Here is a 16,300-nt window from a genome sequence, read left to right as displayed (position 1 = left end):
CCTGGGAGGCTTACTGTCTGCATCGAAGCGCTTCACTACCCCTCCCGCCGGACGGAGTCCCCCGCATGGTCACTCTCGCCGAGGTCGCCCGCCACGCCGGGGTCTCCGCCAGCACGGTGAGCTACGTCCTCAGCGGCAAGCGCTCGATCTCGGCGCCCACCCGGGAGCGCGTCGAGCGGTCGATCAAGGAGCTGGGCTACCACCCGAACGCCGGGGCCCGCGCCCTCGCCAGCAGCCGTTCCAACATCATCGCGCTGATGGTGCCGCTGCGGACCGATATCTACGTACCGGTGATGATGGAGGTCGCCATCGCGGTCGCCACCACCGCCCGCGCCCACGGGTACGACGTGCTGCTGCTCACCGGCGAGGAGGGCCCCGCGGCGGTGCGCCGGGTCACCGGCAGCGGGCTCGCGGACGCCATGATCCTGATGGACATCGAGCTGGAGGACGAGCGGCTGCCGCTGCTGCACGCGGCTCGCCAGCCCACCGTGCTGATCGGGCTGCCCGCCGACACCATCGGCCTGACCTGCGTCGACCTCGACTTCGCCGCCACCGGCGCACTGTGCGCGGAGCATCTGGCCGCCCTCGGCCACCGGGAGATCGCCGTGATCGGCGAGGCGGCGGCCGTCTACGAGCGGCACACCGGGTTCGCCGAGCGGACCCTGGACGGGCTGCGCGCGTCCGCCCGCGAGCTGGGGCTGCGGCTGCTGCACCGGCCGTGCGAGGGCAGCTACGAGTCCATGGACGGCACCCTGTCCCGGATCTTCGACGAGCGCCCCGGCACCACCGGCTTCATCGTCCAGAACGAGGCCGCCATCGATCCGCTGCTGAGCCTGCTGCGGCGGCAGGGGCGGGCGGTCCCCGAGGACGTCTCGGTGGTCGCCATCTGCCCCGACCAGGTGGCCACCAGCGCGTCCGTGCGGCTCACCTCGGTCGCCATCCCCGCGCAGGAGATGGGGCGGCGGGCCGTCGAACTGGTGGTGGCGAAGCTGCAGGGCGACGCCTCCGAGCAGGTGGCGCTGCTGCCGCCGGAGCTGACCGTACGGGCCAGCTCCGGCCCGGCCCCCGCCTGACGCCGCGCCCCGTAACGCCGCGACCCGTACGACCCCTCACCGCCGCACCCCCGAGGAGCGCATCCGTGAACCCGTCGCCGCCTTCGCCCGCCTCTCCTTCTGCCTCTACCGCCTCGACCGCCTCGTCTTCGCTCGCCGAGACCTCCCCCACCGTCGGCACCTTCGCCGAGCGCGGCGGCGCCCTGGAGTGGAGCGGGCGCCAGGAGACCGTACGGCTCGAACCGTGGGGCCCCGACGCGATCCGGGTGCGCGCCCGGCTCGGCGGGCCGGTGCTCGACGGGCTGCCCGGCGCCCTCCAGGACGATCCCCAGCCCTCCGCCGCGACCGTCAAGGTGGCCGACGGGCACGCCTCGCTGACCAACGGCGCGCTCACCGCCGAGATCGCCGCCGACGGCATGATCCGCTTCGTACGGACCGGGGACGGCACGGAGCTGCTGGCCGAGGAGCGCGCCCACTTCTGGTGGCCCGGCCCACGGCTGCGCACCGCCACCGGCAACGGCTACCACCGCTTGGAGCAGCGCTTCCGCGCGTACGAGGGCGAGAAGCTGTACGGGCTGGGGCAGCACCAGCACGGGCTGCTCGACCAGAAGGGCGCCGTCGTCGACCTCGTCCAGCGCAACTCCGAGGTGACCATCCCGGTCCTCACCTCCAGCCGGGGCTACACGCTGCTGTGGAACAACCCGGCGATCGGGCGGGTCGAGCTGGGCGCGACCGGCACCCGCTGGGTCGCCGACAGCGCCCGCCAGATCGACTACTGGATCACCGCAGGGGACCCGGCCACCACCCAGCGCCGCTACACCGAGGTCACCGGCCGCGCCCCCATGCTGCCCGAGTGGGCGGCCGGGTTCTGGCAGTGCAAGCTGCGCTACCGCACTCAGGAGGAGCTGCTGTCCGTCGCCCGCGAGCACCGGCGGCGCGGGCTGCCGATGTCCGTCATCGTGTGCGACTTCTTCCACTGGACGCATCTGGGCGACTGGACGTTCGACCCGGTGGCCTGGCCCGATCCGGCCGCGATGGTGCGGGAGCTGGACGAACTCGGCATCAGGCTGATGGTGTCGGTATGGCCGTCGGTCTCGCCGCTGAGCGAGAACCACGCCACCATGGAGCAGCGCGGCTTCCTGATCGGCACCGAGTACGGCCCGATCGCGCACGCCGACTGGCCCGACCGGCGGGAGGGCGAGCCGGTCCAGGTCGCCTTCTACGACGCCACCCACCCGCAGGCGCGGGAGTTCGTGTGGTCCCGGGTGCGGCAGAACTATCTGGAGCCGTACGGGATCCGCGCCTTCTGGCTGGACGCCTGCGAGCCCGAGCTGAAGCCCGGCTTCTCCGCGAACCTGCGCTACCACGCGGGGCCGGGCCTTGAGGTCGGCAACCTCTACCCGCGCGAGAACGCCCGCGCGCTGTACGACGGGATGCGGGCGGCGGGCGAGGAGGACGTCGTCACCCTCATCCGCTCGGCCTGGGCGGGCAGCCAGCGCTACGGGGCCGTCCTGTGGTCCGGCGACATCGGCACCGACTTCGCGACCCTGCGCCGCCAGATCGCCGCCGGGCTCAATGTGGCGCTGTCCGGCATCCCGTGGTGGAACACCGACATCGGCGGCTTCCACGGCGGCGACCCGGACGACCCGGCCTACCGCGAGGTGCTGATCCGCTGGTTCCAGTTCGGCGCGCTGTCCCCGGTGATGCGGCTGCACGGCTACCGCGCCCCGGGGCTGCCGCTCGGCCCGAACATGACCGGCGGCCCGAACGAGGTGTGGTCGTACGGCGAGGAGGCCGAAGCGATCCTGGCCGCGTATCTGCGGCTGCGCGAGCGGCTGAAGCCGTATCTGCTGGAGCAGATGCGCACCGCCCACGAGGAGGGCCTGCCGCCGCTGCGCCCGCTGTTCCTGGAGTTCCCCGGTGACCCGGCCGCCTGGGACATCGCCGACTCCTACCTGCTGGGCCCGGACCTGCTGGTCGCCCCGGTCCTGGAGCCGGGCGGGGACGCGCGGACGGCGTACCTCCCGGCGGGCGCGCGCTGGACGGACGCCTGGACGGGCGAGGCGTACGAGGGCGGCCGGACGGTGACCGTCCCCGCTCCCCTGGACCGCATCCCGCTGTTCCTGCGGGACGGCGCCCGGCTTCCGGTGCGGGACTGACCAACCCACCGGAGTGCGTACCGCCGCCGCCATGGGGGGCGGTGGCGGTACGCGGGGCGTCAGCTGGCGCTGACGCCGAAGCTGTTGGTACGGAAGTCCAGGCCACCGGCCGACGAGGTGATCTCGTAGCCGAACTGGACGTCGCCGATGGTCACATCGCCGAACCAGCCCTTGGTGTTCTTGATCCAGTTCACGATGGGCTTGATGTCCACGGTGCCGGAGCTGGAGTTGGAGCTGCGGATGAAGGAGAAGACCTCATTGGCGCCGTTGCTGCCCTTGTAGACGGCCCAGGTGTGGCCGCCGAGGGTGACCGTGCCCTGCGAGGTGCCGAGGGGGCCGACCGGGCCGGTCTTGTTGACCCACAGCATGATCTCGTAGTCGTAGTTGCTGTCCCAGATGTCGTACGAGGTGTTGTACGCGCCCGAGGACGGGACCGTCACGCTGTAGTTGCTGGTGAGGGTCTTGATCGCGCTGACCTTCTTGCCGACGACCTTCTTGGCGTTCGGGTAGGACTTGATGCCACCGGTGTTCGGGTGGTTGGCCCACACGCCCCAGTCGCTCGCGGAGTTGGCCCAGATGGACTGGGAGCCCGCGCCGGAGCCCCAGATGTTGTTGTAGAGGGTGTAGCCGCCGGTGGACCAGTTGCCCCACTGGTCGGAGGAGGACCAGGTCGCGGCCTGGGCGGGCGCGGCGGCGAAGCCGACCACGGCGAGGAGCGCCAGTAACGGGGTGAGGAGAAGCGTTCGCACGGCTCTGTGCACGATGCCGTCCTTTCGGTGGGGGGACATTCGGGGATTCCGCCGGTCAGAGCGGTGCCAGGACCACGACCGCGAAGCGGTCCAGCCTGACCTGGGTGTCGTACACGCGCCCGGTCAGCAGATCGGTGCGCGCGGACGGGAGGGGGACGACCGCCGGGGAGCGGCCGTGGTTGAGGAGGAAGAGGTACGGGCCGCGCGGTACGGCTTCGACGCCCTCGGGGATGCCGGGCAGCGGCGGCGCGAGCCCGGCCTCGTCGGCGGCGCGGGCCAGCAGGGCGCGCAGCGCGGCGGGTTCGGGGAGGGTGGAGACGTACCAGGCGGTGCCGTCGCCGTAGGCGTTGCGGGTGACGGCGGGCTGCCCGTCCAGCTCGCCGCCCTTGATCCGGGCGACCGGTTCGGCGGTGGCGGGCTCCAGGTCCTCGGACCAGAGGGTGCCGGTGAACGGGCCGAGCCAGGGGCTCTCGGCGGTCAAGGTCACGGTCTCGCCCTCGTCCAGGGGCCACCACTCGTGGACGGTCCGCAGGCCGAGGATGTCGCGCAGCCGCTGGTCGACCCCGCCGGGGCGGACCCGGTCGTCCTCGTCGGCGACGCCGGTGAAGAAGCCGCAGACGAGGGTGCCGCCGCCGCGCACGTAACCGGCCAGGTTCTCCAGCGCCTCATCGGTGAGCAGGTACAGCTGGGGGACGGCGACCAGGGCGTAGTCGGCGAGGTCGGCGTGCGGATGGGCGAAGTCGGTGGTGAGGTTCCGCTCCCACAGCGCCTGGTGCCAGGCGCGCAGCGCCTGGTCGTACTGGACCCGGGAGGAGGGGCGGCCGTCCTGGACGCTCGCCCACCAGGCGTGCCAGTCGTGGAGGAGGGCGGCCCGGGCGGGCACGTCGGAGCCTGCGACGTCGCCCAGCTCGCCCAGGTGGGCGCCGAGTTCGCGCACCTGCCGGAAGGTGCGGCTGTGCTCCCCGGCGTGGGTGACCATGCCGGAGTGGAACTTCTCAGCTCCCTGCCGGGACTGACGCCACTGGAAGAAGCAGACGCCGTCGGCGCCGCGCGCGACGGCCTGCAGCGACCAGAGCCGCATCAGCCCGTGCGGCTTGGGGTGGTTGACGCCGCGCCAGTTGACCGGGCCCGCGGCCTGTTCCATCAGCATCCACGGCCCGCCCGCCTGGGAGCGGGTCAGGTCGTGGATCATCGCCCCGTACGCGCCGCCCCGCGGGTCCTTGGGGTCGGGGTAGACGTCGACGGAGACGACATCCTCCTCGGCGGCCCAGGCCCAGCCGTCCTGCCCGATGAACAGCGGCATGAAGTTGGTGGTCACCGGGATGCGCGGGGTACGCGCGGCCAGGGCGTCGCGCTCGGCGGTGAAGCACTCCAGCAGCGCGTCGCTGGTGAAGCGGCGGAAGTCCAGCGCCTGCCCGGGGTTGCCCAGGTACTGGGCCCGGCGCGGCGGAATGATCTCTTCCCAGGAGTCGTAGCGCTGGCTCCAGAAGGCGGTCCCCCAGGCCTCGTTGAGGGCGTCGAGGCGACCGTACTTGCCGCGTAACCAGCGGCGGAAGTGGGCGGCGGTGGTGTCGCACCAGCAGTGGGTGCCGTACTCGTTGCCCACGTGCCACATACGCAGGGCTGGGTGATCGCCGTAGCGGTCGGCCAGGTCCTCGGTGATCCGCAGCGCGTAGTCGCGGTAGACGGGGGACGAGGCGCAGAACTGGTTCCGCGAGCCGTACCAGACGACCGAGCCGGTCTCGTCGCGCGGCAGGCTCTCGGGGTGGCGGGCGCCCATCCAGGGCGGCGGGGAGGCGGTGGGGGTGGCCAGGCACACCTCGATGCCCCCTTGGTGGAGCAGGTCCATGACCCGGTCGAGCCAGCCGAAGTCGCGGGCGCCGGGGCGGGGTTCGAGCCTCGCCCAGGAGAAGACGCCGACCGTGACGGTGGTGACGCCCGCCTCGCGCATCAGCCGGACGTCGTCGTGCCAGACGCTCTCGGGCCACTGCTCGGGGTTGTAGTCGGCGCCGTAGAGGACGCGGCCGCGGGTGGCGTCGTTCAGGTCGGGCATACCGGCTCTCCCGGGTCGTGACGGTCTGGTGGAACGGGGCACACGGCTTGGTCAGCCCTTGACGGCGCCGATGAGCATGCCCTTGGTGAAGTGCTTCTGGACGAACGGGTAGAGGACGGCGACCGGGATCAGCGCGAGCACCATCACGGCCATCTGCACGGCCAGGCCCGGGACCTGCTGGGTGGAGATCATCTGGGCCATGCCCTGTGGCGCCTGCTGCTTGATGACGAGCTGGCGCAGGATCATCTGGAGCGGCCACATCTGCTGGTCGTTGAGGTAGAGCATCGCGTTGAACCACTGGCTCCAGTAGCCGACCGCGTAGAACAGCGAGACCACCGCGATCACGGCCCTGGACAGCGGCATCACGATCTGGAACAGGATCCGCCACTCCCCCGCGCCGTCGATGCGGGCGCTGTCGACCAGCTCGGGCGCGGTGTCCTGGAAGAACGCGCGCAGCACCAGCACGTTGAAGACCGAGATGGCGCTCGGCAGGATCATCGACCAGTAGCTGCCGTCCAGGCCGACCCCGGTGACCAGCAGATAGGTGGGGATCAGACCGGCGTTGAAGAACATGGTGACGAGCAGCAGCATCAGGATCGGGCGGTGGAGGAACGATCCGGAGCGGGAGAGTCCGTAGGCGCACAGCACGGAGACGACGGTGCTGATCGCGGTGCCCACGGCGGTGAGCGCGAGGCTGACGAGCGTCGCGCGGGTCACGGTGCCGCCGCTCAGCAGCTCGGTGTAGGCGCGGAAGGTGATCGTCTTGGGGACGATGACCAGACCGCCCGCGTCGGTGATGGTCTTCTGGTCGGAGAGGCTGGTGACGACCACCACCCACAGCGGGCCGAGGATCGCCAGGCACACCCCGGTGAGGGTGATGCCCTTGAGCCCCTGGCCGACCTTGCTGGGCTCCTCCTCCCACACCGGGCGCTTCTCCCGGCCACGGCGGCGCAGCGGCTGGGTGGAGGGGGTCGCGGCGGGGGCGGCGGGCCGTTCGGTCACGGTCATTTCCGGTAAACCCCCTGCTCGCCGAGCATATGGGCGACTTTGTTGGCCATCAGCACCAGGACGAGGCTGAAGACGCCCTTGATCAGGCCGCCCGCGGCGGCGATCCCGTAGTCGGTGTTGGCGATGCCGACCCACCACACGTAGGTGTCGAAGACCTCCGAGGCGCCCGGCCCCACCGCGTCGCGCTGCAGCAGGATCTGCTCGAAGCCGACGGTCAGCGCGTCGCCGACGCGCAGCACCAGCAGCAGGGCGATCACCGGGCGCAGCGCGGGCAGGGTGACGTGCCACATCCGGCGCCAGCGGCCCGCGCCGTCCACGGCGGCCGCCTCGTACAGGTCCTGGTTGACGGCGGACAGCGCGGCGAGGAAGACGATCACGCCCCAGCCCGCGTCCTTCCACACCAGCTGGGCGGTGACCAGGTACTTGAAGACGCCGGGGTCGGTCATCAGGTCGAAGCCCTCGTACCCATGGGAGCGCAGCCGCTGGGCGAGGAGCCCTGCGCCGCCGAGCATCTGCTGGAAGATCGTGACGACCAGCACCCAGGAGAAGAAGTGCGGCAGGTAGAGGATCGACTGCACCAGGCCCCGGAGCCGGTCGCTGAGCACGCTGTTGAGCAGCAGCGCGAGCGCGACCGGCACCGGGAAGAACAGCACCAGCTGGATGAAGGTGATGCTGAGGGTGTTGGCGAAGGCGTCCCAGAAGCGGCTGTCCTCGAAGAGCAGGGTGAAGTTGTCGAACCCGACCCAGGGGCTGGTCCACAGCCCCTGGGTGAACGGGTCGTAGTCCTTGAACGCGACCGTGGTCCACAGCAGCGGTACGTAGGTGAAGAGCAGGAGCAGACCGACGGCGGGGGCCGTCATCAGCAGCAGGGCGCGGTCGCGGCGCAGCCGGTGCCACCACCGGGCGCCGCCGGTCCGGTGGCGGTTCCGGTCGCGAAGATTGATCGCCATCAGGCGCCGCTGCCGTTCTCGTCGAGCAGCTTGGCGTACCAGTCGCGGAGCCGGTCGCCGCCGCCGCTGCGCCAGTCGCCGATGGCCCGCTGGGCGTCCTTGATCGACTTGCGGCCGCGGGTGACGTCCTTGGCCAGGTCCTCGAAGGGGGTGTAGAGGGAGGCGTACCGGTTGGGCTCCTGGATCTGCATGCCGTAGAAGAGCGGCTTCTTCGCGAACTTCCCCATGCGCCCCATCCAGCCGCAGTAGTCCTCGACCATCTGCGGGAAGTCCGGATAGGCGACGCTGGCCTGCGGGGATACGACGAAGCGGTAGGTGTCCTGGACATCCCGCACACCGGTGGCGTTCTTGACCGGAACGCCGTCCTTCATGGTGTGGTGCACGCCCTCGACGCCGTAGTCGATGAGCCGCTGCTCCTTGGTGCCGAAGGGCGCGGCGATGAAGTTGGCGAGGGCGAGGATTTCCTCGAGCTGCTCCTTGGAGAGGTTCTTGTTGAGGAAGGACCAGATCGCGGCGGGCGGGTCGAGATAGAGGACCGGGTCGCCGCCGTCGGGGCCGAAATAGTCCATTCCCTGAATCTTGAAGTCCGGGTTGCTCTCGGCCTGTTCGAAGGTGGCGCCGTACCATTTGGCGTCACCGTCGTTGTAGATGAGGGTCTGGCCGGAGGTGAAGCGGGTCAGCGCGTCATTGGCCTTGCCCGCGATGGCGTCGGGGTGGACATAGCCCTGGGCGAAGAGCTTTCGGCACCATTCCAGGGCTTCCAGGTAGTTGTCGGTCTCCACCTTGTGGACGAGCTTTCCGTCCTTCTCCACCCAGTAGTACGGCTTTTCGCCGGGGCAGCCGAAGAATCGCTGCGCCGCCCACCACATGTCGTCGCACGCCCACACCTTGCTCTTGGGGCGGGTGATCTCCTTGGCGAGGGCGAGGAACGCGTCCGGGCTCTTCGGGACCTCGTAGCCATTCTTCTTGAAGAGGTCCTCGCGGTAGAACGGGACGACACTGCCGAGCGGGCGGGACGGCATCGGCAGGCCGCGGAGCTTGCCGCCGAAGACGGACATCTGCCAGGCGGCCGTGGGAATGGCGGCCAGGTTAGGGTATTTCTTCACCTTGTCGCCGGAGAGATACGGGCCGAGGTCGGCGAATTTGGCGCTGACCGCGCCATGGATCTTTCCGCCCATCTCCCACAGCGGAATCATCACGATATCGGCGATGTCACCGGAGGCGAGGACCGCGCTCAGCTTTTCGCCGTAGGTGTTGCCGTCCTGCGGCTGAAGCCTGATCTTCGCGCCGAGCGCGTCGTTGACCGCCTTGTAGTAGGCGTTGTCCTTGGGCGGCGGGGTGCCCCACAGCGGCTCGAACATGGTGTAGCCGCCGCCGTGACCGGGCTTGCCCTTCACGGAGGCGACCAGGGCGGCGGCGGACGGCGCCTTGGTGTAGCCGGGGCTGGAGCCGTTGACGCTCGGAATATCGGGGTCCGCCACCTTGGAGGCCACATAGGTCGGCAGCAGCTTCTTCAGATCCTTGCCGGAGGTGGTCCCGTTCTTGTTGCCGCTCCCCTCCGTGGAGCACGCGGACAACAGCGGAACGCCTCCCGTCACGGCCGCCGCGGCGATCGCCGTGGAGGCCAGGAAGGTTCTCCGGCTGGGAGCGGAAGTAGAGGCCGAAGCCTGGGAGTTCGGCATTGCGTCAACCCTTCGTGGCGAGCCCGCCGTACGACCGATGGTCGAAGCGCTTCGATATTGCGCTGAGATTAAGTCGGGGGGTCAGGTCGCGCAAGGGCCGGGCGGGAAGAGGTCGTTGGCGTTCCGTTGATTCCCGTCTTTCCGTAACCGGGTGGCGGGAAAGGGCCGTTGATACGCCGAGCCTTGACAGGGCGGGACCTGGGCCCCCAGCATCGAAGCGCTTCGAATCACACCTCCGACCTCCGCGAGGGGACCTGTGAGCGGTTGCGAGCCCGGTGAACCGGCGACCCGTCCGCCCTTCCGCGATCCGCGGCTGCCGGTCGGCGCCCGCGTGGACGACCTGCTCGCCCGGCTCACGCCCGACGAGCGGATCGCGATGCTCCACCAGTACGCGCCCGAGGTGGAGCGGCTCGGCCTCGCCGCGTTCCGCACCGGGCAGGAGGCGCTGCACGGCGTCGCCTGGATGGGCCCGGCGACGGTGTTCCCGCAGGCGGTCGGGCTCGGCGCCACCTGGAGCCCGGACCTGGTGCGGCGGGTCGGCGAGGCGGTCGGCACCGAGGTACGGGCCATGCGCGCCCGCGACCCCCGGGTCGGGCTCAACGTCTGGGCGCCCACGGTCAACCTGCTGCGCGATCCGCGCTGGGGCCGCAACGAGGAGGGGTACGCCGAGGATCCGTACCTCACCTCCACCCTGGCCGCCGCCTACACCCGCGGGCTGCGCGGCGACCACCCGGACCGCTGGCGCACCGCGCCCGTCCTCAAGCACTGGCTGGCGCACAACAACGAGACCGACCGCGACACCTCGTCGTCCTCCGTGCGCCCGCGCGTCCTGCACGAGTACGACCTCGCGGCCTTCCGCGGCGCGGTGCGGGCGGGCGCGGTGGCCGGGGTGATGCCCGCGTACAACCTGGTCAACGGGCGGCCCAACCACCTCTCCCCGTATCTGCGGGAGCACTTGCGCACCTGGACCGACCAGCAGTTGGTGGTCTGCTCGGACGCGGGCGCGCCCTCCAACCTGGCCGGGTCCGAGCACTACTTCGACACCCACGAGGAGGGCGTGGCGGCCGCCCTGCTGGCCGGTGTGGACAGCTTCACCGACCACGACCAGGACGCCTCGAAGACCATCGCCCGGGTGCGGGGCGCGCTGGAGCGCGGGCTCATCGACGCGTCCGCCGTCGACACGGCGGTGCGGCGGCTGCTGACGATGCGGTGCGCGCTGGGCGAGTTCGACGGTTTCGGCGGGGAGGACGATCCGTACGCCGATCCACGGAGCGCCGGTTTCGACACACCCGCGCACCGGGCGCTCGCCCTGGAGGCCGCCGAACAGGCCGTCGTCCTGCTCAAGAACGACGGGCTGCTGCCGCTGTCGCCGTCCGCCACCGGAACCGTGGCCGTGGTCGGCCCGCTCGCCGACGAGTGCAAGCTCGACTGGTACAGCGGCAGCCTGCTGCGCCGCAGCTCGCCGCGCGAGGCGCTGGCGGCGCGGCTCGGCGCGGACCGGGTGGTGTTCGCGGAGGGGACGGACACCGTCCGGCTGCGCACCTCGGGGGGCTGGGTGCGGGTGCCGTCCGGTGCCGTAGCGGAGGAGGCGGCGCGGGAGGCGGCGCGGGAGGCGGCGCTCAATCCGGCGCATACGGCGGGACGCACCGATCTGCCGCCGCTGACCATCGGCGACACCCCCACCGACCTGGCCCTCGCTAACTGGGGCGGGGGCGTGCTCACGCTGCGCGCCCCCTCCGGCCGCTATCTGACGGTCGCCGACGACGGCTTCGTGCGGGCCGCCGCCGAGCAGCCCGGAGGCTGGGTGGTCCAGGAGACGTTCGCGCTGGAGCGGCACGGGGACGGGCATCTCCTCAGACACGGCGGGACGGGCGGATATGTCTGTGTCGCCGCCGAGGGCCTGAAGGTTGCCGACCGGTCCCGGGCCGAGATCTTCCACCCGGAGGTCGTCGAACGCGGCGAGGACGCCGTCGCTCGGGCCGCCGCCGGGGCCGACGCGGTCATCGTCGTCCTGGGCAACGATCCGCACATCAACGGCCGGGAGACCGAGGACCGCACCACCCTCGCCCTGCCCGCCGCGCAGGACCGGCTGTGGCGCGCGGCCCACGCCGCCAACCCGCGCACCGCGCTGGTGCTGACCAGCAGCTATCCGTACGCCGTCGGGGACGCGGCCGACGCGCTGCCCGCCCTGCTGTGGACCGCCCACGGCGGCCAGGCGGCGGGCACCGGGCTGGCCCGGGTGCTGTGCGGCGACGTCTCACCGGCCGGGCGGCTGCCGCAGACCTGGTACGCGTCCGAGGACGACCTGCCGGACCTGCTGGACTACGACATCATCGGCTCCCGCGCCACCTACCTCTACTTCGACGGCGCCCCGCTCTTCCCCTTCGGGCACGGCCTGTCGTACACCCGGTTCGGCTACGACGGCCTGTCGGTGCGGCAGTCGGGAGAGGGGGCGGTGGCCGTCGAGTGCACGGTCACCAACTCCGGTCCGTGCGACGGCGACGAAGTGGTGCAGATCTACGCGAGCGCCCCGGGGGCGCGCGCCCAGCGCCCGCACCGGCGGCTGATCGCCCACCGCCGGGTGGCGCTGCGCCGGGGCGAGATGGTGCGGCTGTTCTTCACCGTGCCGGTGGACGAGGCGCTGGGGTTCTGGGACGTGGCGCACGGCCGCTGGACCGTCGACCCGGGCACGTACGAGATCCACGCGGGCGCCTCCAGCGCGGACATCCGCCGCATCGCCGCCCTCACCCTGGAGGGCCCGCCGCCCGCCCCGCGCCCGGTGCTGCGGCGCGGGCTGGAGGCGGCGGACTACGACGCGGCGGACGGCACCGTGCTCGTCGACCGCACGAAGGTGAGCGGTGACGCGGTGGCCTGCGGCGACGAGGCGGTCGGACGGCTCCTCTTCCGCGCCTGCGACTTCGGCGCGGGCGCGGCGGCGGTCACGGTCGAGGCGGCCGTCCAGGCGGTGGCCGGGGCCGTGGTCGAACTCCACCTCGCCGACGGCACGCCCCTGGCCACCGTCGCCGTCCCGCCCACCGGCGGCCGCTACGCGTACACCACCGTGCGCGCCGTCCTGTCCGCGCCGCCGACCGGTGTGCACGACCTCCACGTCACCCTGCGCGGGGCCGTCAGACTGGCGCGCCTCGGCTTCTCCGGCTGAGGGTCCGGAGCAGCCGAGGCGGGCCGCTGTGTTGGTTACAGGTCGATCCCGGTGAGGACCATGACCCGCTCGTACGTGTAGTCCTCCATCGCGAACCGCACGCCCTCGCGACCCACGCCGGACTTCTTCGCGCCCCCGTAGGGCATCTGGTCGGCCCGGTAGGACGGCACATCGCCGACGATCACGCCGCCGACCTCCAGCGCGCGGTGCGCGCGGAACGCGGTCCGCACATCGCGGGTGAACACGCCCGTCTGCAGGCCGTACTTGGAGTCGTTGACGGCCGCGTACGCCGCCTCCTCGCCCTCCGCCGACTGAACGGTGAGCACCGGGCCGAAGACCTCCTCGCAGGAGACCGTGACGTCCGCCGGGACGTCCGCGAGCACCGTCGGGGCGTAGTTCGCGCCCTCGCGCTTGCCGCCCGTCAGCAGCTTCGCACCGGCCTGGACCGCCTCGTCCACCCAGGACTCGACGCGCTTGGCGGCGGCCTCGTCGACCAGCGGGCCGACATCGGTCGCGTCATCGGACGGGTCGCCGGTGACCTGCGCCTCGACGGCCGCGACGATCTTAGGCAGCAGCCGCTCGTACACGGACGCGTCCGCGATGACCCGCTGCACGGAGATGCAGGACTGGCCGCCCTGGTAGTTGGAGAACGTGCCGATGCGGGTGGCCGCCCAGTCGAGGTCGGGGTCGGTGGCGTAGTCGGACAGGACCACCGCCGCGCCGTTGCCGCCCAGCTCCAGCGTGCAGTGCTTGTGCGGCACGGACGCCTGGATCGCGTAGCCGACCTTGTCCGAACCGGTGAAGGAGATGACCGGCAGCCGCTCGTCCTGGACCAGTGCGGGCATCTGGTCGTTCGGTACCGGCAGCACGCTCCAGGAGCCCGCCGGAAGCTCCGTTTCGGCGAGCAGTTCGCCGAGGATCAGCGCGGACAGCGGGGTCGCGGGCGCGGGCTTGAGGATGATCGGCGTACCGACGGCGAGCGCCGGGGCGACCTTGTGCGCGCACAGGTTCAGCGGGAAGTTGAACGGCGCGATGCCGAGCACGGTGCCGCGCGGGAAGCGGCGGGTCAGCGCGAGCCGCCCCTCGCCACCGGCGTCGGTGTCCAGCCGCTGGGCCTCCCCTCCGTTGAACCGGCGGGCCTCCTCCGCCGCGATCCGGAAGACGGAGACGGCGCGGCCGACCTCGCCGCGCGCCCACTTCATGGGCTTGCCGTTCTCGCCCGAGATGAGCCGGGCGATCTCCTCGGTGCGCTCGGCGAGCCGTCGCGACACGTGGTCGAGGGCGGCGGCCCGTACGTGCGCGGGCGTCGCGGCGAACTTCCCGCGCACCGCCTCGGCGGCCGCCACGGCCTCCTCGATCTGCGCCTCGGTGGGGACGCTCACCGCGCCGACGCGCCGGCCGTCCCACGGCGACGTGACCTCGAGCGTGCTCTCGCCCGTCGCCTCGCGGCCGGCGAGCCAGAACGCATGGGTGACAGCTTCGTTTGTGTCTGGCACAGCGGATCCCGACCCTTCTGAAGTGGTGGGGTGATGGTGCGGATGTCTCTCTGCTCCCACCGTAGGCGCGCGGGCCGCGCGGCGCGTTTGTCCGGGGCGGCGCAGTCGGTGCCCGGGGCGCACCGCAATGGCGTGTGGTCTGTCGGACCTCAGGACTTCAGCGTGGGGGTCGCCGGGGCCGTGGCCTTCAGGGCCAGCCAGAGTTCCATGCGGACGTCCGGGTCGTCGAGGGAGCGGCCCAGGATCTCCTCCACGCGGCGCATCCGGTAGCGCAGGGTGTGCCGGTGGACGCCCAGGTCGGCGGCGGCCGCGTCCCACTGCCCATGCCGGGACAGCCAGGCGCGCAGGGAGGCGACCAGGTCACCGCGGCCCGTCGCGTCATGGTCGTGCAGGGCGCGCAGCATGCCGTCCGCGAAGGCCCGTACGGCGTCGTCGGCGAGCAGCGGCAGCAGCGAACCCGCCGCCACGTGCTCGTGCTCGACCAGCACCCGGCCGCGCCGCCGGGCCACCGACAGGGCCTGTTCCGCCTGCCGGTAGGCGGCCGCGGCCGCGATGGGGCCCGCCGGGGCGGACAGGCCGACGACGAGGTCGCCGCCCGGGGCCGCGGCGGCGCGCTCGCGGGGTCGGGTCGCCGCGCCGCGGCGGCTCTCGATCGCCTCGGCATGCTCCGCACAGACGGCGACCGCGGCGCCGCCGTCCGGGGCCAGCACGATCAGCCGCTCGCCGTCGGGCACGACGAGCACCGCCTCGCCGGTGCGGGCCGCGGCGGCCTCCATCGCGTCCACGAGCACCCCGAGGGGGTCGGCGCGGTCCGGATCGCCCGCGCCGGCGCTCGTATCGGCCTCGGCGGCCGCCTCCGCCGCTGTCTCGTCCGCCGCGTACGCGCCGTGCTGCTGGTGCGAGGCCTGCGTACCGCCGCCCGGCACCGCCTCCGCGACGAGCATCCGGAACGGGGCGTCCAGCAGCCCCCCGTACAGCCGACCGGCCACTGCCCGCGCATGGTCCGGCTCCCCCGCGAGCAGCATCCGCAGGACGGCGGTGCCCAGCCGCTGTTCGGCCTCCCGCAGGGCCCGGGACCGCTCGGTGGTGAGGGTCAGCAACGCCACGGCCGAGTGGACGGCGTAGCGCTCGGCGGTGCCCAGCGGCGCGCCCGTACCGACCGCGAGGACGCCACGGGTACGGCGCCCCGTACCCAGCGACTGCAGCTCCACCCGGTCCGTCGCCTCGCCGCCCGCCTCCGCGCCGCCCCCGCCGACCACGACGCTCGCCGGGGCAGGCCGGGCGCGCAGCCGCTCGGCGTCGGCCGTATGGCGGGCGGCGCGGCGGGCCGCCCAGTCGGGGGCGGCGGCGACCACGGAGCCGGAGGCGTCGTAGAGCGCCGCCCAGCCGTCGACGTGCGCGGCGAGCCGGGCGACCAGCGCGGCGGGCCCCTCGGCGCCGATCGCGGCCCGGGTCAGCTCCCGCTGCGCCTCGAACCCGGCGGTCACCGCGCGGTACTGGTCGGCGGCTATCGCCGCCGAGACGGCCTTGCTGATGGCGATGAAGGGCGTCCGCCGCGGCACCACGAGCAGCGGCAGCCCCTCCTCCTTGGCCGCGGCCACGAGCGCCGACGGCACCTCGTCATAGGCGACCCCGACCGCGAACCCCAGCCCCACCACCCCCGCGCCGACCAGCCGCCGGACGTAGCGGGCCATCGCGTCCGGGTCGTCGGCGTCCAGCTTCATCGCGGTGATGAGCAGCAGCTCACCGCCCTCCATATAGGGCACGGGGTCGGCCAGCTCGCTGACATGGGCCCAGCGCACCGGCGTCTCCAGCCGGTCCTCTCCCGCGAGGACGGACAGCTTGAGCGCGGTGTGGTGGACGAGTGAGGCGAGCGTGGGAGGCATGGCACCTTCGATGCGGATGCGACGACGAATGCGACTTCACCGCCCCGTATGAACGGCTACTGCCGATTCTGCCTCAATGGACGAATCCGTGGTATCCACGCCGAG

The 16,300-nt window shown here is 72.2% G+C and carries 10 protein-coding genes; 3 read left to right on the top strand and 7 right to left on the bottom strand.

The features are described 5' to 3' along the window. Positions 1-65: 65 nt before the first annotated feature. Positions 66-1,073, top strand: coding sequence for a LacI family DNA-binding transcriptional regulator (locus ACFV9T_RS13490; RefSeq protein ID WP_385439503.1), 1,008 nt, complete (start codon positions 66-68; stop codon positions 1,071-1,073). Between the two features lie 65 nt (positions 1,074-1,138). Further along, positions 1,139-3,211, top strand: a complete 2,073-nt coding sequence (locus ACFV9T_RS13485; protein WP_385439500.1) for a TIM-barrel domain-containing protein — start codon at positions 1,139-1,141, stop codon at positions 3,209-3,211. Positions 3,212-3,270: 59 nt separating this feature from the next. Here the strand turns inward: ACFV9T_RS13485 and ACFV9T_RS13480 are convergent, their stop codons facing one another. The 5 genes from ACFV9T_RS13480 to ACFV9T_RS13460 are packed head-to-tail and all read right to left on the bottom strand — an operon-like array spanning position 3,271 to position 9,653. Then, positions 3,271-3,999 (bottom strand): hypothetical protein, encoded by a 729-nt coding sequence (locus tag ACFV9T_RS13480; protein ID WP_385439499.1) that lies wholly within the window; start codon positions 3,997-3,999, stop codon positions 3,271-3,273. A gap of 16 nt (positions 4,000-4,015) precedes the next feature. Then, complete coding sequence (locus ACFV9T_RS13475; RefSeq protein ID WP_385439496.1) at positions 4,016-6,013, bottom strand: beta-galactosidase; 1,998 nt, start codon at positions 6,011-6,013, stop codon at positions 4,016-4,018. Positions 6,014-6,064: 51 nt separating this feature from the next. Then, a complete protein-coding gene (locus tag ACFV9T_RS13470) occupies positions 6,065-7,021 on the bottom strand; it encodes a carbohydrate ABC transporter permease (protein ID WP_385439494.1) in 957 nt (318 codons plus the stop codon). After that, the gene (locus ACFV9T_RS13465) at positions 7,018-7,971 is read right to left on the bottom strand and encodes an ABC transporter permease (protein ID WP_385439493.1); all 954 of its coding nucleotides are present in this window, start codon (positions 7,969-7,971) and stop codon (positions 7,018-7,020) included. The genes ACFV9T_RS13470 and ACFV9T_RS13465 overlap by 4 nt, the downstream gene beginning before the upstream one ends. Beyond that, on the bottom strand, positions 7,971-9,653 hold the full coding sequence (locus tag ACFV9T_RS13460) for an extracellular solute-binding protein (protein ID WP_385439490.1): 1,683 nt from the start codon (positions 9,651-9,653) through the stop codon (positions 7,971-7,973). Before ACFV9T_RS13460 ends, ACFV9T_RS13465 begins: the two co-directional genes overlap by 1 nt. A 256-nt stretch (positions 9,654-9,909) precedes the next feature. Here ACFV9T_RS13460 and ACFV9T_RS13455 point away from each other — a divergent pair, with 256 nt between their 5' ends. Then, positions 9,910-12,813: a glycoside hydrolase family 3 C-terminal domain-containing protein gene (locus ACFV9T_RS13455; protein ID WP_385439488.1), complete on the top strand. Its 2,904-nt coding sequence runs from the start codon at positions 9,910-9,912 to the stop codon at positions 12,811-12,813. Positions 12,814-12,848: 35 nt separating this feature from the next. On the opposite strand, the gene ACFV9T_RS13450 is transcribed toward ACFV9T_RS13455, so the two are convergent. Then, complete coding sequence (locus ACFV9T_RS13450; protein WP_385439486.1) at positions 12,849-14,309, bottom strand: aldehyde dehydrogenase family protein; 1,461 nt, start codon at positions 14,307-14,309, stop codon at positions 12,849-12,851. A gap of 149 nt (positions 14,310-14,458) precedes the next feature. Next, positions 14,459-16,195, bottom strand: coding sequence for a PucR family transcriptional regulator (locus ACFV9T_RS13445; RefSeq protein ID WP_385439484.1), 1,737 nt, complete (start codon positions 16,193-16,195; stop codon positions 14,459-14,461). Positions 16,196-16,300 lie beyond the last annotated feature (105 nt).

Origin of the sequence: Streptomyces sp. NPDC059850 (genome assembly GCF_042731515.1) — a bacterium.
Lineage (GTDB): Bacteria > Actinomycetota > Actinomycetes > Streptomycetales > Streptomycetaceae > Streptomyces.
This window is presented reverse-complemented; position numbering and strand designations above follow the sequence as displayed.

What these genes read in the sequence shown, in the direction of transcription:
- ACFV9T_RS13460 (WP_385439490.1), bottom strand. Translation starts at nt 9,653, where the DNA reads ATGCCGAACTCCCAGGCTTCGGCCTCTACTTCCGCTCCCAGCCGGAGA.
- ACFV9T_RS13470 (WP_385439494.1), bottom strand. Translation starts at nt 7,021, where the DNA reads ATGACCGTGACCGAACGGCCCGCCGCCCCCGCCGCGACCCCCTCCACC.
- ACFV9T_RS13480 (WP_385439499.1), bottom strand. Translation starts at nt 3,999, where the DNA reads ATGTCCCCCCACCGAAAGGACGGCATCGTGCACAGAGCCGTGCGAACG.
- ACFV9T_RS13445 (WP_385439484.1), bottom strand. Translation starts at nt 16,195, where the DNA reads ATGCCTCCCACGCTCGCCTCACTCGTCCACCACACCGCGCTCAAGCTG.
- ACFV9T_RS13475 (WP_385439496.1), bottom strand. Translation starts at nt 6,013, where the DNA reads ATGCCCGACCTGAACGACGCCACCCGCGGCCGCGTCCTCTACGGCGCC.
- ACFV9T_RS13465 (WP_385439493.1), bottom strand. Translation starts at nt 7,971, where the DNA reads ATGGCGATCAATCTTCGCGACCGGAACCGCCACCGGACCGGCGGCGCC.
- ACFV9T_RS13490 (WP_385439503.1), top strand. Translation starts at nt 66, where the DNA reads ATGGTCACTCTCGCCGAGGTCGCCCGCCACGCCGGGGTCTCCGCCAGC.